Annotated in this window: 17 protein-coding genes; 11 read left to right on the top strand and 6 right to left on the bottom strand. The window is 69.9% G+C overall.

Features of this window, described 5'->3' with window-relative positions; all coding sequences use genetic code 11:
- The first annotated feature begins 17 nt into the window (after nt 1-17).
- The 10 genes from ABT304_RS27475 to ABT304_RS27430 all read left to right on the top strand — a co-directional run bounded on the left by ABT304_RS27475 (nt 18) and on the right by ABT304_RS27430 (nt 8,963).
- A complete protein-coding gene (locus tag ABT304_RS27475; RefSeq protein WP_350720143.1) occupies nt 18-794 on the top strand; it encodes an SDR family oxidoreductase in 777 nt (258 codons plus the stop codon).
- The gene (locus ABT304_RS27470; protein WP_350720141.1) at nt 791-2,161 is read left to right on the top strand and encodes a cytochrome P450; all 1,371 of its coding nucleotides are present in this window, start codon (nt 791-793) and stop codon (nt 2,159-2,161) included. Before ABT304_RS27475 ends, ABT304_RS27470 begins: the two co-directional genes overlap by 4 nt.
- Nucleotides 2,158-2,352, top strand: coding sequence for a ferredoxin (locus ABT304_RS27465; protein WP_350720139.1), 195 nt, complete (start codon nt 2,158-2,160; stop codon nt 2,350-2,352). The genes ABT304_RS27470 and ABT304_RS27465 overlap by 4 nt, the downstream gene beginning before the upstream one ends.
- Nucleotides 2,353-2,952: a hypothetical protein gene (locus ABT304_RS27460; protein WP_350720137.1), complete on the top strand. Its 600-nt coding sequence runs from the start codon at nt 2,353-2,355 to the stop codon at nt 2,950-2,952.
- Nucleotides 2,949-4,433 carry an aldehyde dehydrogenase gene (locus ABT304_RS27455; protein ID WP_350720135.1) on the top strand — a complete coding sequence of 495 codons (1,485 nt, stop codon included), beginning with the start codon at nt 2,949-2,951 and terminating at the stop codon, nt 4,431-4,433. The genes ABT304_RS27460 and ABT304_RS27455 overlap by 4 nt, the downstream gene beginning before the upstream one ends.
- A gap of 168 nt (nt 4,434-4,601) precedes the next feature.
- Nucleotides 4,602-5,348 (top strand): SDR family oxidoreductase, encoded by a 747-nt coding sequence (locus ABT304_RS27450; protein WP_350720133.1) that lies wholly within the window; start codon nt 4,602-4,604, stop codon nt 5,346-5,348.
- Entirely contained in the window at nt 5,345-6,232 is an 888-nt protein-coding gene (locus ABT304_RS27445) for an NAD(P)-dependent oxidoreductase (protein ID WP_350720131.1), read from the top strand. Before ABT304_RS27450 ends, ABT304_RS27445 begins: the two co-directional genes overlap by 4 nt.
- Nucleotides 6,233-6,250: 18 nt before the next feature.
- Nucleotides 6,251-6,661, top strand: a complete 411-nt coding sequence (locus tag ABT304_RS27440; RefSeq protein WP_350720129.1) for a carboxymuconolactone decarboxylase family protein — start codon at nt 6,251-6,253, stop codon at nt 6,659-6,661.
- Nucleotides 6,658-8,268 (top strand): FAD-dependent oxidoreductase, encoded by a 1,611-nt coding sequence (locus ABT304_RS27435; RefSeq protein WP_350720128.1) that lies wholly within the window; start codon nt 6,658-6,660, stop codon nt 8,266-8,268. Before ABT304_RS27440 ends, ABT304_RS27435 begins: the two co-directional genes overlap by 4 nt.
- 269 nt (nt 8,269-8,537) lie before the next feature.
- Nucleotides 8,538-8,963, top strand: a complete 426-nt coding sequence (locus tag ABT304_RS27430; RefSeq protein ID WP_350720126.1) for a nitroreductase/quinone reductase family protein — start codon at nt 8,538-8,540, stop codon at nt 8,961-8,963.
- A gap of 3 nt (nt 8,964-8,966) precedes the next feature.
- Here the strand turns inward: ABT304_RS27430 and ABT304_RS27425 are convergent, their stop codons facing one another.
- The 4 genes from ABT304_RS27425 to ABT304_RS27410 are packed head-to-tail and all read right to left on the bottom strand — an operon-like array spanning nt 8,967 to nt 14,615.
- Nucleotides 8,967-10,211, bottom strand: a complete 1,245-nt coding sequence (locus ABT304_RS27425; protein ID WP_350720124.1) for a hypothetical protein — start codon at nt 10,209-10,211, stop codon at nt 8,967-8,969.
- Nucleotides 10,208-11,791 carry a succinic semialdehyde dehydrogenase gene (locus ABT304_RS27420; RefSeq protein ID WP_350720122.1) on the bottom strand — a complete coding sequence of 528 codons (1,584 nt, stop codon included), beginning with the start codon at nt 11,789-11,791 and terminating at the stop codon, nt 10,208-10,210. The genes ABT304_RS27425 and ABT304_RS27420 overlap by 4 nt, the downstream gene beginning before the upstream one ends.
- Before the next feature lie 34 nt (nt 11,792-11,825).
- On the bottom strand, nt 11,826-13,448 hold the full coding sequence (locus ABT304_RS27415) for a GMC family oxidoreductase (protein WP_350720120.1): 1,623 nt from the start codon (nt 13,446-13,448) through the stop codon (nt 11,826-11,828).
- A gap of 3 nt (nt 13,449-13,451) precedes the next feature.
- Nucleotides 13,452-14,615, bottom strand: a complete 1,164-nt coding sequence (locus tag ABT304_RS27410; protein ID WP_350720118.1) for a steroid 3-ketoacyl-CoA thiolase — start codon at nt 14,613-14,615, stop codon at nt 13,452-13,454.
- A 199-nt stretch (nt 14,616-14,814) separates the two neighbouring features.
- Here ABT304_RS27410 and ABT304_RS27405 point away from each other — a divergent pair, with 199 nt between their 5' ends.
- Nucleotides 14,815-16,038 carry a cytochrome P450 gene (locus ABT304_RS27405; RefSeq protein WP_160023311.1) on the top strand — a complete coding sequence of 408 codons (1,224 nt, stop codon included), beginning with the start codon at nt 14,815-14,817 and terminating at the stop codon, nt 16,036-16,038.
- On the opposite strand, the gene ABT304_RS27400 is transcribed toward ABT304_RS27405, so the two are convergent.
- Both ABT304_RS27400 and ABT304_RS27395 read right to left on the bottom strand, forming a co-directional pair.
- A complete protein-coding gene (locus ABT304_RS27400; RefSeq protein ID WP_350720116.1) occupies nt 16,029-16,538 on the bottom strand; it encodes a GNAT family N-acetyltransferase in 510 nt (169 codons plus the stop codon). The two genes, ABT304_RS27405 and ABT304_RS27400, sit on opposite strands and share 10 nt — an antisense overlap.
- A gap of 69 nt (nt 16,539-16,607) precedes the next feature.
- Nucleotides 16,608-17,576 (bottom strand): NAD(P)-dependent alcohol dehydrogenase, encoded by a 969-nt coding sequence (locus tag ABT304_RS27395; RefSeq protein WP_350720114.1) that lies wholly within the window; start codon nt 17,574-17,576, stop codon nt 16,608-16,610.
- Between the last annotated feature and the right edge of the window lie 175 nt (nt 17,577-17,751).

The following is a 17,751-nucleotide window of genomic DNA, read 5'->3' as shown; positions in this document are numbered from 1 at the left end:
GCATCCCTGGAGGACGCATGAAGTACGCACAGCCCGACCGCCGTCCGGCGGTGATCACCGGCGCCTCCTCCGGGATCGGCGCGGAGACCGCGAAGGCGCTGGCGACCGCGGGTCTCCCGGTTGCGCTCGGCGCCCGGCGGCTCGACCGGGTCGAGGAGATCGCGGCCGCGATCCGCGCTGACGGGGGAGAGGCGGTCGCCCACCCGCTCGACGTGACCTCGGACGAGTCGGTCGCCGGGTTCGCCGCGAAGGCGGTCGCCGACCTGGGCGAGATCGAGGTCGTGGTCAGCAACGCAGGCGTCACCCATCCCGGGGCAACCGTCGACGTCTCCACGGAGACCTTCGGCGGCCAGGTCGACATCAACCTGCTCGGCGCCCACCGAATCCTGCGCGCCTTCGGGCCGGGGATGATCGAGCGGCAGCGCGGCGACCTGGTCTTCCTCTCCTCCGACGTGGCGGTCAGGCCGCGACCGTTCATGGGGGCGTACGCAGCCTCCAAGTGGGGTCTGGAAGGCATGGTCAACGCGCTCCAGATGGAGCTCGAGGGCACCGGGGTCCGGGCGTCGATCGTGCGACCCGGCCCCACCCACTCCGACATCGGCAACGAGTGGCCCGCCGAGCTCGGCGGGTTCGTGCTGGAGCAGTGGGTCAGGTGGGGCCTTGCCCGCCATCCGCACTTCCTCAAGGCCCGGGCGCTGGCCGACGCGATCACGTCGGTCGTGACCGCCAAGCGCGGGGTCCACATCAGCACCATCGACGTCAACCCCGAAGCCCCTGTGCAGGAGCCACGATGACGATCCCCACCGTCTCCACCGTCCTGGACGCCCAGGACCCGAGCGTCCCCGAGATCATCCGCGGCACCGGGCACCTGCCCGAGATGCGGGTCGACCCGATTTCGCTGTTCTCCCGCGTCCGCGAGGAGTGCGGTGACCTCGGGCGCTTTCGCCTCGCCGACAAGGACGTCGTCCTGGTCACCGGTGCCGAGGCCAACGAGGCGTTCTTCCGGGCGCCCGACGACGTGCTCGACCAGGCGGCGGCGTACCCGTTCATGACGCCGATCTTCGGCAAGGGCGTCGTCTTCGACGCCTCGCCGGAGGAGCGGCAGCAGATGCTGAAGAACCAGGCGCTGCGCGGCGACATGATGCGCGGGCACGCACAGACGATCGAGGCCGAGATCCGCCGGATGATCGCCGGCTGGGGCGAGGAGGGGGAGATCGACCTGCTCGACTTCTTCGCCGAGCTGACCATCTACACCACCTCGGCGTGCCTGGTCGGGAAGCCGTTCCGCGAGGAGCTCGACTCGTCCTTCGCCCAGCACTATCACGAGCTGGAGCACGGCACGGACGCGATCGCGTACGTCGACGCCTACGCCGACATCGAGAGCTTCCGGATGCGCGATGCCGCCCGCGACAAGCTCGTCGCGCTGGTCCAGGCGATCATCGACAAGCGGGTCGCGCACGGCAAGGTCGCTCGCGAGGAGCGCGACCTGCTCGACGTCCTCATCTCGATCGACATGGACACCGACACCATCACCGGCGTCTTCATCTCGATGATGTTCGCCGGCCACCACACCTCCTCCGGCACCGCGTCGTGGGCGATGATCGAGCTGCTGCGGAACCCGTCGGTGATGGCGGACGTCGTCGGCGAGCTGGACGAGCTCTACGCGGACGGCAGCGAGGTGTCCTTCCAGGCGCTGCGCTCGATCCCGGTGCTCGAGGCCGCCTTGAAGGAGACGCTGCGGCTGCACCCTCCGTTGATCATCCTGATGCGGCTGGTGCGCGAGGACTTCGAGCTGCTCGGCGAGACCATCCCGGCCGGCACCCTGCTCGCCGCCTCGCCACGGGTCTCCAACCGGATCGAGGCCGACTTCCCGAAGGCGGACTCCTTCGACCCGAGCCGCTACATCGACCCGCGCCAGGAGGACATGCAGAACCGCTGGACCTGGATCCCGTTCGGCGCCGGCAAGCACCGCTGCGTCGGAAACGCGTTCGCGATGATGCAGATGAAGGCCATCTTCTCGGTCATCCTGCGCGACTACTCGTTCGAGGCGGCGCAGCCGCTGGAGTCGTACGCCGACGACTTCACCAAGATGGTGATCCAGCTCCAGCAGCCATGCCGTGTGCGCTACCGGCGGCGGCCCGTGGGTGGTGGCAGAGCATGAGGCTGACAGCCGACCTCGGGCTCTGCCAGGGACATCAGGAGTGTCTCGCCGAGGCCCCGGAGCTCTTCGCCTTCGACGAGGACAGCTACCAGGTCGTCGTACGCATCACCGAACCGTCCGAGGAGCAGCTCCCCGCCGCGCGTGCGGCCGTGAAGTACTGCCCCGCTTTCGCTCTCACCCTGGAGGACTGAATGGACCGCGCCGAGATCGAGGGGTTCTGGGCCCACTGGCTCGACCTCAACCGGAAGGCGGAGGCCGACGGTAACTGGTCGCCGCTCGCCGACGTGTACGCCGAGGACGCGACGTACGGCTGGATGTACACCCCCGACGAGCACTTCATGGCCGTGGGCCGCGAGCAGATCCGGGAGTGGGCGCTCGGTACCGAGATGGCCGGGCTCGAGGGCTGGCACTACGACTACCAGGCGACGGTCATCGACGACGTCAACGCGATGGTGATCGGCTTCTGGCGGCAGCGGGCCGGGATCGTCGACGACGCGACCGGTGACGAGTACGAGATCCTCGGCATCGGTGGCTCCTGGTTCGGGGTCGCACCGCGGCCCGACGGTGGCGGGCTGCAGTTCGCCTGGCAGCGGGACTGGTTCGACCTGGGGTCCACCGCGACCACCTTCCTCGACATCGTCAAGGCCAAGAAGGCCACCGCCGGGCTGCTGGAGCGGATGTCGCTGAACGGCATGGAGCAGCCCGGCCACTACCGCCTCGCCGACCTGCCCTCGACCGTCTGGCCGCCGCCAGTCGCGGCCGGGAACTTCGTGACCCAGGAGCCCGTGTGACGACCCGAAACCCCACCAACCCGCCCGCCCAGCAGCTCGTCGACGGCAAGCTCGGCGCGGCCGCATCCGGTGAGACGTACGCGATCCTCAACCCCGCCACGGGGCAGGAGATCGGGCGCGCGCCCGACTCGACGGCCGGGGACATGGACGCCGCCATCGCCGCTGCCCGGAAGGCCTTCGACGAGACCGACTGGTCGACCGACGTGGCGCTGCGGATCCGGTGCCTGCGCCAGCTCCACCAGGCGCTCCTCGACAACGCCGAGGCACTGCGCGAGCTGACCACCGCCGAGGTCGGCGCGCCCGCGTTCCTGGTCGCCGGGCCGCAGTTCGACACCCCGGTCGAGACGTTGAAGTGGACCATCGACCTGGCCGAGTCCTTCGAGTGGGAACGCGACCTCGGGGTCGGGGTGACGATGGGCATCTCCTCGCGGCGGACCGTGCGGCGTGAGGCCGTCGGCGTCGTCGCCGCGATCACGCCGTGGAACTTCCCCAACCAGATCAACCTGGCCAAGATCGGCCCGGCGCTGGCGGCGGGCAACACGGTGATCCTCAAGCCCGCCCCGGACACGCCTTGGCTGGCCGCGGAGCTGGGCCGGCTGGCGGCCGAGCACACCGATCTCCCGCCGGGCGTCTTCAACGTCGTCACCCCGCGCGACAACCGGGTGGCCGCGATGCTGGCCGAGGACCCTCGGGTCGACCTGGTCTCCTTCACCGGGTCGACGGCCACCGGCCGGGCGATCATGGCGGCCGCCGCGCCCAGCCTGAAGAAGGTCTTCCTCGAGCTCGGTGGCAAGTCCGCGGCCATCGTCCTCGACGACGCCGACATCGCCTCGGCCGCCTCGATGGCGGCCTTCTCGGTGGCCGTGCACGCAGGCCAGGGCTGTGCCCTGACCACCCGGCTGCTGGTGCCTCGGGAGTCCTACGACGCGGCCGTCGAGGCGGCCGCCGCGACGATGTCGTCGCTCGGCGCGGGCGACCCGGCCGATGCCGGCACGATCTGCGGACCGGTGATCTCCGCGGTCCAGCGTGACCGGATCCTCGGCTACCTCGCGCTCGCCGAGGAGGAGGGTGGCCGCATCGCCACCGGCGGAGCCGTCGCGGTCCAGGACGGCGACCTCGCCGGCGGCTTCTGGATCCAGCCCACCGTCGTCGCCGGCCTCGACAACACCGCCCGCGTCGCCCGCGAGGAGATCTTCGGCCCCGTGCTCACGGTGATCCCGCACGACGGCGACGACGATGCCGTACGCATCGCCAACGACTCGCCCTACGGCCTCTCCGGCTCCGTGGAGTCCGGGTCGCTGGAGCGCGCGAAGTCGGTGGCCGCGCGGATCCGCACCGGCACCATCGGCGTCAACGGCGGCCAGTGGTTCGGCCCCGACGCGCCGTTCGGCGGCTACAAGCAGTCCGGCCTCGGCCGGGAGATGGGCGTCGAAGGCTTCGAGGAGTACCTCGAGACGAAGCTGATCGCGGAGCCCGCATGACCGGAACCGTGTTGGTCATCTCGACAAGCTCGATACACCGCTCGACACGCCTCCGCCTAGCGGCTCCGGCGGCTCGACCAGCGTTTCGCTGGTCGAGCCGGGCGAGCGCCAGCGAGCCCGTGTCGAGACCAACACAGTCGCGTGCAGACCAGATCGAGAGGTAGCAGCATGAGGTTCAAGGACAAGGTCATCGTCGTCACCGGGGCGGCGCAGGGGATCGGCGAGGCGTACGCCAAGGGGTTCGCCGCCGAGGGCGCCGCCGTCGTCGTCGCCGACCTGAACGAGGAGAAGGCGCAGCAGGTCGCCAAGGAGATCGAGGCGGCCGGCGGCGTCGCCCGGTTCGTACGCTGTGACGTCTCCGACCACGCGTCGGCGGCCGCGCTGGTGGCCGAGACGACCGAGGCGTACGGCGGGATCGACGGGCTGGTCAACAACGCCGCGATCTACGGCGACATGGCCTTCGACCTGCTGATCACCGTCGACTGGGACTACTACGAGAAGTTCATGAGCGTGAACCTCAACGGCGCGCTGGTGATGACCCGCGCCGTCTACCCGGCGATGCAGAAGCGGGGCGGCGGCGCGATCGTCAACCAGTCCTCCACCGCCGCCTACCTCTACTCCGGCTTCTACGGGCTGGCCAAGGTCGGCATCAACGGGCTGACCCAGCAGCTCGCCCACGAGCTCGGCGGGATGAACATCCGGGTCAACGCGATCGCGCCGGGGCCGACCGACACCGAGGCGACGCGGGTCCAGGCCGGCGACGCGGCGCGAGAGATGACGAAGGGCATGGCGATCAAGCGCCTCGGCACCACCGAGGACATGGTCGGGACCGCGAAGTTCCTCCTCTCCGAGGACTCCGCGTGGATCTCCGGCCAGATCATCGCCGTCGACGGCGGCGGGACGTTCCGGCTGTGACCGCGGCGCCCAGGACACGTGCGGGGTTCGTCGGCCTCGGCAACATCGGCAAGCCGATGGCGCTCCAGCTCGCCCGCACGGACGGGATCGAGCTGTGGGTGCACGACATCGCCGAGGAGCCCGTCGCCGACCTCGGGGCGGCCGGGGCGAAGGTGGCGGGTCTGAACGGAGTGGCCCCGGTCGCCGAGCTGGCCTCGGCCGTCGAGGTGCTCAGCGTGATGGTGCGCGACGACGACCAGGTGCGCGAGGTGCTCGCCGAGGTGCTCACGTCGGTCGGTGACCGTCCTGGGCGCGACCCGCTGACGGTCCTGGTGCACTCGACCGTCGCCCCGGATACGCCGGCCGAGCTGGCCGCGACCGCCGAGCCGCACGGGGTGAACGTGCTCGACGCCCCCGTCTCCGGCGGCCCGATGGGAGCCGCCAAAGGCACCCTGGCCATCCTCGTGGGCGGCACCCCGGAGGCGTACGCAGCGGCCGGCCCGGTCCTGACCGCGATGGGCTCCAAGGTGGTCCATGCCGGCCCGGTCGGGGCCGGGACGCGGTTCAAGCTGGCCCGCAACCTGCTCCACTTCGCCTCCTTCACCGCCGCCACCGAGGCCCAGCGGCTCGCCGAGGCGGCGGGGCTCGACCTGGTGGCGCTCGGTGACGTCGTCCGCCACACCGACGCGATCACGGGTGGCCCGGGCGCGATCATGCACCGCGACACCACCGCGCCGATCGAGGAGACCGACTTCTGGCGCGGCGTCTTCGGCCACGTCGTGGCGCTGGGGGAGAAGGATCTCGGCTTCGCGATCGAGCTCGCCGAGGAGCTCGGCGTCGAGGTGCCGCTCGCCCGACTCGCCCTCGACCGGCTGGCACCCGGGCTCGGGCTCCCCAAGGACTGAACGAGGAAACACGGAATCATGAACGACGACACCGACAAGTTCGCCGACCTCCCCGAGCAGCGCGCCCGGGGCCTGCGCAAGATGGAGGAGGTCTACGGCTTCGACATGGCCGACGGCGAGGGCGACTTCTTCGGCTACACCGCCGACCATCTCTTCGGGGACATCTGGCAGCGCCCGGGCCTGACCACCCGCGACCGCCGGCTCCTGCTGATCGGCCTGCTCGCCGGCCAGGGTGCCGCGGACGTGCTCGGGATCCAGATCCCCGCGGCGTACGCCAACGGCGAGCTCTCCGAGGACGAGCTGCGCGAGATCGTGGTGTTCCTGAGTCACTACGCGGGCTGGCCGAACGGTGCCAGGATGAACACGGTGGTCGAGGAGACCATCGGGAAGGCCCGGAGGAAGGCCCAGGGAAAGGCTCAGCGCTCATGACGTACGTCATCACCCAGTCGTGCTGCAACGACGCCTCCTGCGTGGAGGTCTGTCCCGTCGACTGCATCCATCCCGCGCCCGACGAGCCGGGCTTCGGTGCCGCCGAGATGCTCTACGTCCACCCTGACGAATGCATCGACTGCGGAGCCTGCGAGGACGCCTGCCCGGTCAACGCGATCTACCCGGACTACGAGGTCCCGGACGCGTTCGCGCCCTACGTCGACATCAACGCCGCCTTCTTCGAGTTCACCGGCGAGCAGGAGGAGCCCGCGCCGCTGCCGCCGCTGGGACCGAAGATCCCGGGCGGGCCGCTCAAGGTGGCCGTGGTCGGCGCCGGCCCGGCCGGTTGGTACGTCGCGGAAGAGCTCGCCGCCACCCGCCGCTGCGACGTCGAGATCACCGTCATCGACCGGCTCGCGACCCCTTACGGCCTGGTCCGCTACGGTGTCGCGCCGGACCACCTGGACACCAAGGAGATCGTCTCCGGCTTCGCGAAGACGGCACGCCACCGCCGGGTACGGACGCGCTACAACGTCGAGATCGGGCGCGACGTCACCCACGAGGAGCTGCTCGGCGCCCACCACGCGGTCGTCTACACCACCGGGGCCGGCGAGGGCCGCAGCCTCGGCCTGCCGGGGGAGGGCCTGCCGGGCTCGACCTCCGCGGCGGAGCTCGTCGGCTGGTACAACGGCCATCCCGACCGAGCCGACCTCACCTTCCCGCTCGCGCACGAGCGGGCCGTCGTCATCGGCAACGGCAACGTCGCCCTCGACCTGGCCCGGCTGCTGCTGGCCGACGAGGCGGCCCTGACCGCCTCCGACCTGGCTCCGGTCGCGCTCTCGGCTCTGGCGGCCAGCGGTATCCGCGAGGTCGTCGTGACCGCCCGCCGTGGTGCCGAGCACGCCGCCTTCACCAGCCCCGAGCTGCGGGCACTGGCCGACGACCCGGGCATCGAGGTCGTCGTCGACGAGGCGGACCTGTCCGCCCTGCCGACCGAGGCGGACACCACCGAACGCAACGCCGCCACCTTCGGGGCGGTCCAGAAGGCCGACCTCCTCCGCGACCTGGCCACCCGGCCGCGTCCCGACGCCGCGAAGCGGCTCGTCCTCCGCTTCGGCCTCACGCCCACCGAGATCCTCGGCACGGAGACCGTCGCAGGGGTGCGCTTCGACAGCGGCGAGGAGATCGAGGCCGGACTGGTGGTCCGGGCCACGGGCTACCGCTCCGCAGGGGTCGACGGCGTCCCGAAGGAGGCGGGCACCGGCCGCTTCCCGAACGAGGCCGGCCGGGTGATCGGGGCCGAGGCCACCTACACCGCGGGCTGGGCGAAGCGTGGTCCCAGCGGCGTGATCGGCACCAACCGAGCCTGCGCCGCCGAGACCGTACGCACCCTCCTGGACGACTACGCCGCCGGCGCGCTCACCGACCCCGCGCGCGAGTCCCTCGACGACCTCCTGGCGGCGCGCGGCGTGATCGTGGTCGACCAGACCGGCTGGAACACGCTCGACACCCACGAGTGCGAGTCCGGCAAGGAGATCGGCCGACCGCGCGCGAAGGTGACCGACCGGGAGGAGCAGGTCCGCATCGCGGCTCTGGCCCGCGTCTGACCTCGCCCCAACCCGGCGCGACTGTCCCGGACTCTGGTGTCGAGTCGGCGTAACTGCCCCGGATTTTGGTGTCGAGTCGGCGTGACTGTCCCAGCCGAGACCGAGCGGCGCTTGGGACAGATGCGCCGAGTGGACGTTGTGGGATGGGGCAGTTGCGCCGACTCGGCGTTGTGGGGTGGGGCAGTTGCGCCAAGTCGGCGTTTTCCGGTGTGCGTTGGGGAGGTCTGCGAGAGTGGGTGAAAACCGATTCCTCGGGGGAAAGGCACTCCATGTCAGGCAGCGACTACAAGGACTGGAACCAGTCGATCATCGACGAGTTCCGCTCGAACGACGGCAACGTCACCTCGGTGCCGTTCGGGCGCGGGCTCGTGCTCGTCCACCACACCGGCGCCAAGACCGGCACCGAGAGGGTATCGCCGGTGGCCAACCTCCACCCGGATCCCGACACCTGGCTGATCGCCGCCTCCAAGGCCGGCGCGCCCGAGAACCCGGCGTGGTACCACAACCTCCTGGCCCACCCGGAGACCAAGATCGAGACGCCCGACGAAGGGGTCGTCGAGGTCGAGGTGACCGAGTTGACCGGTGCCGAGCGCGACGCCGCCTGGGAGCGTTTCAAGGCGTTGAGCCCCGGTTTCGGCGAGTACGAGGCGAGGACCGACCGGGTCATCCCGGTCCTCGCGCTCCACCGCCGCTGAACTTCAGACCGGTGTGATCGGCAGCGACCGGCGCGGCTCGAAGGCGAAGTCCGCGCCGGTGCTGAACCTCACCACCGCGACCTCGTCGGCCTCGGGAGCGGGGTCCGTGCGGCGTACGGTCTCGACCCGCCATCCGCCCTCGACCGCACCTACCTCGACGTCGAGGTGAGGGTCGAGCGCCTGCACCGCGACGCGGAGCGGAACGAACCATTCCGGTCCGATCAGCGAGACCCAGGCGCCGTCCTCGTCGGCTGCCGAAGGGCGGATGGTCAGCGCGCCGGCCTCCACCTCGACCGAGACGTACGCAGCGGGGTTGAGCATCGGATGGAGCGCGAGCAGCCGCAGGGCGCCCTTGGTGTCCGGCGGCAGCGAGAGCGCCCGGGCGAGGCGGGCACCGGCGATGCCGGCGACCCCGACCAGCTGCTTGCGGCGGATCTCGACGAGCTGCTCGGGCGAGGTGACCCGGGACTCCAGCGCGAGGGTGAAGCCGCGGTCGAGCAGCGCCATCTGCAGGCACACCTCGTCGGCGATGCGGACCAGCGCCGAGTGGGAGAAACCGGCCAGGTCGAGGTCGGAGACCAGCGGCCCGGCGTAGTCGGCCGCGCCGTCCTCGGTCGGATCGATCGGCGCGAGCTCGAGCCCGGCCGCGCGGGAGCGCTCGTTGACGGCCAGCTCGGGGATCGCCACCGCCTCGGGATGGGCGTCGTCGATGGTCACCGTCCAGCGGCAGTGGGGCATCCGGTCGGCCGGCGTCCGCGGCGGCCGGTGGACCGGGCGCACCTGGGCCCGGGGGTGGGTCGCGATGGCGGTGGCGTCGAACGTCGGATCCTCGATGTCGTGGCACATGCCGCGGACGTACTCCTCGCCCATCGGCTCCACGTCCATCAGCGCGCCGCAGTGGTCGAGGTGGAACTCGCCGTGGCGGGCGTCGTGGACGGTGTAGCGGAAGTCCATGAACTGCGGGGGCGCGCCGATGTCGAGCTGGAGGCCCTTGAAGATCGTCGGTACGTCACCCTGCCCGGCCACCGTCGGCGCGTAGCCCAGCGCGGCCTGCATCCGCCGGGTGTAGATCGGCGAGGCTGCGGCCCACTCGACGATCGCGATCCGGAGCATCTCCTCGCGCCCGAAGGCGGAGATGCACCACGCCATCCCGGAACGGTCGATCAGCTGGCCGATCAGGAGGAGTTCGCGGACGACCTCGGCGAGCTCCTCCCGGGTCAGCTCGGCATAGCGGGAGACGGGCGTCAACGGATGTGGAGCTTCCGCATCCAGCGCAGCGACGCCTGCATCTGCTTGGCGTAGTCGTCGAAGGTCTGCTTGCCCTGCGGCCCCATGACCTGCTTCTTCAGCGTGGCGACGTTCTGGGTCTCGGTGTACTTCAGCAGTCCCTGGTCGCCGTGACGAGCCCCGACACCGGACTGCTTCATGCCGCCCGACGGGGTCGACTTCGAGGCGTACGCGGTGGCGAGGCCGTCGTTGATGTTGACGTTGCCCGACTCGATCCGCGCCGCGACCTCTTGGGCGCGCTTGAAGTTCGTGGTCCACACCGAGGCGTTGAGCCCGTAGTCGGTGTCGTTGGCCAGCTCGATCGCCTCCTCCAGGGTCGAGTAGCGGTGCAGCGAGACCACCGGCCCGAACGTCTCGGTCACCCCGTGGAGCATCTCCTTCGTGGTGCCCTCCAAGATGGTGGGCTCGAAGAAGGTCGGCCCGATGTCGGGACGCGCCTTGCCGCCGGTGAGCACGGTGGCGCCCTTGGCGACCGCGTCCTCGACGTGCGACTGCACCCGCGCCAGGTGGTCGGGGGAGACCAGCGCCCCGAGGTCGGGCCCGAAGGCGTACGCCGCCTCGATCCGCATCCCCTCGACGGCGGCCACGAACTTGTCGCGGAACTCGTCGTACATCGCCTCGGGGATGTAGATCCGCTCGATGTGCATGCAGATCTGGCCGGTGTTGCCGAAGACGGCGAACATCGAGCCGCCGACGGTCTCGTCGATGTCGGCGTCGTCGAGGACGATCATCGGGTTTTTGCCGCCGAGCTCAAGACAGGCGCCGATGAGGTTGCGCCCTGCCTGCTCGCCGATCACCCGGCCGGTCGCGGTCGAGCCGGTGAACATCGCGTAGTCGACGTTGTCCAGCATCGTCGGGCCCACGTCCGGACCCTCGCCGCAGACCACCTGGAACAGGCCCTTCGGCAGGCCCGCCTCCTCGAGCAGCGAGATCCCGAACAGCGGCGAGAGCGCCGTCTTGTTGTCCGGCTTGAGCAGCACCGCGTTGCCGGCCATGAGTGCCGGGATCGCGTCGGAGAGCCCGGTCGCGAACGGGAAGTTCCACGGCGCGATGATCCCGACCAGGCCCCGCGGCGGGTGGCGCTCGATCGAGCTGGACAGCACCGGCATCACGCCCGGACGCTTCTTGTCCTTGAGCAGCTTCGGCGCCCGCTTGAGGTAGTGCGAGATCACCATCGGCGGGTCGCAGACCTCCTCGAACGCGATCCTGCGGGCCTTGCCCGACTCGGCCTGGATGAGGTCGGCGATCTTGTGCTGGTTGCGCAGGATCAGCTCGTGGGCGCGCTTGAAGACGGCCAGCCGCTCCCGGAGCGGCGTCGCCGCCCACGCCTGCTGGGCAGCCCGGCCGGCTTCGGCGGCCCGCTCCACGTCCGCCGGTGAGGACTGCGGCAGCGCCACCAGCACCTCGCCGGTGTAGACCTCGGTCAGCTTCCAGGACGCACCCGTCGAGGACGGGACCCGGGAGACCAGCTCGGCCAGCAGCTCCTCGGTGATCCAGTCGGGGCGGCGTACGTCTGCTGTCTTCGCGGTGTCAGTGCTCATGTCTGCTTCCGATCAGCGGTTGTCGAGGACGGCTCTACAGATTTTCGTCGAGGATGAAGGTTGCGCAACGGTCACCGATCATGACCGCGGGAGCGTTGGTGTTGCCGCCGATGATCGACGGCATGATCGAGGCGTCGGCGACGCGGAGGCCGTCGATGCCGCGTACGCGCAGCTGCGGGTCGACCACGGCCCGCTCGTCCACGCCCATCCGGCAGGAACCCACACCGTGGTAGATCGAGGTCGCCCGGTTGGTGACCTCGTCCTTCATCGCCTCGGCGTCGATCGCCTTGCCGGGGTGGATCTCCGACTTGACCTGGTCGCCGAAGGCCGGGGAGGCCATGATCTCGCGGATCATCTCCACGCCCTCGAGCAGGACGCGCTTGTCGTCGGGCTCGGCGAGGTAGTTGAAGTCGATCAGCGGCTCGGCAGTCGGGTCCGCGTTACGCAGCCGCAGCGTCCCGCGCGAGCGCGGGTAGATGAGCGACGACATCACCGTCAGGGCCGCCCGCGGGTCGACCTCGTGGCGGATCGGCGCGTCCTGGTTGGGGGAGGGGTAGGCCCAGGGGAGCACGTGCAGCTGCAGGTCGGGTACGTCGGTGGCCAGCGAGGTGCGGACGAAGCCGACCGTCTCGAAGACGGTGTGGCCGAGGATCGACCTGCCGACCGTCTGCTCCTTGAGGACCGCCTTGCCGAAGTAGCCGGCGGTGCCGTGGTGCAGCGCGGTCGGCATCTCCCAGGTGGTCGGCACGAACATGTGGTCGTGCAGGTTGTCGCCGACCGGGAGCTCGTGGATCGCGGTGATCCCGTGCTCGGCGAGGTGGGCGGAATGACCGATTCCGGAGAGCATCAGCAGCTGCGCGGAACCGAAGACGCCCGCGGAGACGATGACCTCCTGGGTGGCCGAGATCGTCTGCGGACCCCGCTTGGTGAGGATCTCGACGCCCCTCGCCCGGCCGTTCTCGATCACGATCCGCGAGACGTGCACCTGGGTCAGGGTGGTCAGGCTCGGCAGCTCCTGGTCGTGGAGGTAGCCCCGCGAGGCCGAGTAGCGCAGCCCGTCGATGGCGCTCTGCTGGAACGTCGCGACGCCCTCCTGCTCGGCGCCGTTGTAGTCGTCGAGCACCTTCACGTCGAGGGTCTCGGCGGCGGCGCGCTGGAAGGAGAGCGACGCCTCGGTCGGCCGCGGGTGCTTCATGACCTTGATCGGCCCGCCCGTGCCGCGGTAGTCGGAGCCACCGCCCTCGTAGTCTTCGACCCGCCGGTACGCCTCGTTGACCGAGTCCGCGTCCCAGCCGGTGTTGCCCTCGGCCGCCCAGGCGTCGTAGTTGGCCCGGTTGCCCCGGACCCACAGCAGGCCGTTGATGGACGAGGAGCCGCCGAGCACCTTGCCGCGGGGCTGGGGGAGCTCGCGGTTGCGGGCGTGCTGCTGGGGGACCGTGTGGTAGCCCCAGTCGACGAGCTTCTTCAGCCGTGGCTCGGCGTGGAGGGGGCCGATCATGCCTGGCTTGGTCACCAGGTAGTTGCGCCTGTCGTTCTTCCCGGCCTCGAGCAGGATGACCGACTTTCCCGCCGCCGCCAGGCGGCCGGCGACGGCACAGCCGGCCGAACCGGCGCCGACGACGACGTACTCGGCCTCGGTGACCTTCTCCCGAGCCATAGGTCAGATCCTCTCGATGATCGTGGCGGTGGCCTGAGCGCCACCGGCGCACATCGAGACCAGGGCGGTACTGGCGTCGCGACGCTCGAGCTCGTGCAGCGCGGCAGTGAGCAGCCGGGTGCCGGTGGAGCCGACGGGGTGGCCGAGCGCGATCGCGCCGCCGTTGACGTTGATCTTCTCCTCGGGGACCTGGTGCACCGCGGCCCACGACATGACCACGCCGGCGAAGGCCTCGTTGACCTCGGCGATGTCGATGTCGCCGATCGTCATCCCGGTGTCCTCGAGCGCCTTCTCGGTCGCCTGGACGGGGCCGTCGAGGTGGTAGTAGGGATCCGAGCCGACCAGGTTGGACGTCACGATCCGTGCCCGAGCCTTCAGGCCCAGCGAGGCGGCGACCGCGGAGTCCATGAGCAGCAGCGCCGAGGCGCCGTCGGAGATCTGCGAGGAGGTGCCGGCGGTGTGGGTGCCGCCTTCGAGCACCGGGCTGAGCCCGGCCAGCTTCTCGAGCGAGGTGTCGCGGATGCCCTGGTCCTCGGTGACGGTGCGAATCTCTCCGGTGGGCTTGCCCTCGTCGTCGAGCATGGGGGCTTCGACGGCGAAGATCTGGCTCTTGAAGTGCCCGGCGTCGCGGGCCTGGCGCGCCTTGACCTGCGACCACAGGCCGAACTCGTCGACCTCGTTGCGGGAGAACCCGCGGTTCTTCACGATCCGGTCGGCGCCCTCGAACTGGTTGGGCAGATCGATGTTCCAGTCTTCGGGACGTGGATCGCCGGCGCCCTTGGGTACGTTGGCGCCCAGCGGGATGCGTGACATCGACTCGATGCCGCAGGCGATGCCGACCTTGATCTGGTCGGAGGCGATCATCGCGTTGATCAGGTGGGTGGCCTGCTGGGCCGAGGAGCACTGCGCGTCGATGACGGTGGAGCCGGTGTGGATCGGCAGGCCCGCGTGGAGCCAGGCGCGGCGGACCATGTTGTTGGACTGCTCGCCGGCCTGGGAGACGCAGCCGCCGATGACCTGATCCACCAGGTCAGGGTCGAGACCGGCGCGCTTGAGCACCTCGACCTGGGCGGCGCCGAGCAGGACGCCCGGGTGCAGGCCCGCGAGCCAGCCCTTGCGCTTGCCGATGGGGGTACGGACGGCTTCGACGATGACGGGCGTGCCCATGGAACCTCGCTCTTCGGGGGTTTCGACAAGTCGCTGGTGCGCGGGCGCGCACCGTCACGCCTGATGACGTGACACCGGTTACACTCGATTGTTCCAAATTAGAACGTGTTCTCGTTTGGCGCAACCCTTGTGTGATCCGGGGCACTGTGTGAACATAAACTAGAACGTGTTACAGAAAAGACCTCGAAGGAGCACACCCGTGACCGCTCTCCCCGTGGATTTCGATCCGACTGATCCCGTGCTCAACGAGGAGCGCGTCCCGCTCCAGGAGTTCATGGAGCTGCGGCGTACGGCTCCGGTCTTCTGGATCGAGCAGAAGCCCGAGGCGCGAGCCGGGTTCCTCGACACCGGCTTCTGGGCGGTCAGCAAGCACGAGGACATCCTCGCCGTCTCCAAGGACAGCGAGAACTTCAGCACCAACGAGAACGGCGTCATCATCAGGTTCGCGCCGGACATGACCCGCGAGCAGGTCGAGCTGCAGCGCGCCATGCTGATCCACCATGACGCTCCCGACCACACCAAGCTGCGTCAGATCATCAGCCGTGGCTTCACCCCGCGTGCGATCAACGCTCTCAAGGACCGTCTGGTCGAGCGGGCCAACAGCATCGTCGACGACGCGCTGGCCAAGGGGGAGGGCGACTTCGTCGCCGAGGTCGCCGCCGAGCTCCCGCTCCAGGCGATCGCCGAGCTGCTCGGTGTCCCGCAGGAGGACCGGCGCAAGCTCTTCGACTGGTCCAACCAGATGCTCGCCTACGACGACCCGGACTACAACGCGGACCCCGAGGCCGCCTCCATCGAGATCCTGACGTACGCCATGACGCTGGCCGCCGAGCGCAAGGCGGACCCCAAGGACGACATCATCTCCAAGCTCGTCAACGCCGAGCTGGAGGGCGGCGCGCTGGGCGATGACGAGTTCGGCTTCTTCGTCATCCTGCTCGCCGTCGCCGGCAACGAGACCACCCGCAACGCGATCTCCCACGGCATGCAGGCCTTCTTCGAGAACCCGGACCAGTGGGAGCTGTGGAAGAACGAGCGCCCCGACACGATGGTCGACGAGGTGATCCGCTGGGCGACCCCGGTGACCGTCTTCCACCGCACCGCGATCAACGACGTCGAGGTCGGCGGGCAGCTCGTCAAGGCCGGGCAGCGCGTCGGGCTCTACTACGCCTCGGGCAACCACGACGAGGACGTCTTCGACGACCCCGACACCTTCGACATCACTCGCGAGCACAACCCCCACCTCGCCTTCGGCGGCCACGGCGCCCACTACTGCATCGGCGCCAACCTGGCCCGGATGGAGGTGCGGATCATGTTCGACGTGATCGCCGACCGGATGCCCGACCTGAAGCCGAACGGCGCCCCGCGCCGGCTGCGTCACGCCTGGATCAACGGCATCAAGGAGCTCCCGGTCACCTACGCCTGAGCGCCAGGCACGACGACATTGGAGAAGTGGGGCCGGCGGAACGGATAATCCGCCGGCACCCACTTCTTCAGCGCTTCGTAGACCATCTCGTAGAGCCCCTGCTCGTACGCCTCGGTGGTCACCCACCAGCTGACGTCGACGTCGTACGCGGCCAGCTCCTCGGTCAGCTCCTGGCGTACGCCGAGCGGGTAGAGATAGGCGCACCCGACGTAGCCGAGCCCGGGCGTCTCCAGGACATAGGAGAACGACTTGTTCTCCTTCCACTCACCCTCGTGCCAGACCAGGTCGATGTAGTCGTCCTCCTCCGACGTCGGCCCCTCCGGCCACCCGCCACCCCGGGTCGCGTTGATGAGCTCCCGGTCGGCGTTGATGGCGCGTACGTCATCGGCCAGGCACTCCCGAGTCAGCGGCCGCGCCGTCAGCTCGCCGTGGGTGAGCACCTTCGGCGCCTCGAACCCGTCCGGGACGACGAGCAACTTGCTCAGTCCTGAGTAGCTCATGTCTGGCACTCCATGGCACCGCACGCTATCGGAGGCCGTGGTTGAGATGGACGGAACGGGAGTGGCGCGTCAGCGCATCGTCACGACGATCTTGCCCTGGTTGTCGCCGCTCGCGAGACGTGCGTACGCCGCCAACGCCTCGCTCAGCGGGAACGTGCTGTCGATGACGGGCGGGACGACGTCGCTCGTCACCAGCGCGGTGATCGCCTCGAGGTCTGCACGCGACTGGGGCACGACGAGTACGCCGACGTCCTTGCCGGTCCGTGCTTTGACGAGCGGGTGGGCGAGCAGGGCGGCGAGCAGGAGCCGGGTCGAGCCGCCGACCATCCGATAGGTGCCGCCCGGGCGCAGGGCGCGGTGGACGCGGAAGGGGGAGCGGCGAGCGACCAGGTCGACGATCAGGTCGTAGCGTTCGCGGTGGTCGGCGTGATCGGCCCAGTCCTCGGCCTCGAAGTCGACGGTGGTGCTCGCGCCGATCCGGTGCATGAAGTCGGCCTTGTCGGCCCGGTCGACGGCGGTGACCTCGGCGCCCCTGGCTTTGGCCAGCCCGACGACGAGCGGTCCGCCCGCACCGCCTGCGCCGTTGACCAGCACCCGATCGCCCGGATGCACGCGTCCTTCGATGGCGTGCCAGGCGATGCAACCGGCCTGCGGGATGGAGGCGGCTTCGACGTACGTCAGACCGGCCGGCTTGCGCGCGAGCAGCCGCGGCTTCGTGGCGACGTACTCGGCCAGCCCGCCGCGGTAGCCTGCCAGCTCCCCGAAGACCTCGTCGCCGACGGCGAACTCGCTCACCTCATGCCCAACCGCTGAGACCACACCCGCGATGTCGGATCCCGGCACCGGTCGCCGGGGTCTGCGCAGGCCGCCGACGCGCGAGTAGAACGGCGAACCGGCGAGGTTCTCCCGGTCGGACCCGTTCAGTGAGCAGGCATGGACCTCGACGAGCACCTCGTCGGCAGTCGGCTCGGGCACCGGGAGATCAGCCATCTCGACCGCGTCGAGCCCACCGTACGTTCTCTGGGTCAGCGCCAGCATCGCTGCCTCCTGTCTCGCGGGGCAACGCTAGCGCTCCGGCTGGAGGCCGACATCCGGTTTCGTCGATCCCCGTGGCGGGGGGCGGGGGGGTGAGAGCGGCCACCCGCGGGTGGGGTGATGAGAAAGGACCACACAGATAAAAAACTAAGAACACCAGGGGATGCAGGTCTCGGGG

Source organism: Nocardioides sp. NPDC000445 (assembly GCF_040300245.1).
In the GTDB taxonomy this organism is placed as follows: domain Bacteria; phylum Actinomycetota; class Actinomycetes; order Propionibacteriales; family Nocardioidaceae; genus Nocardioides.
This window is presented reverse-complemented; position numbering and strand designations above follow the sequence as displayed.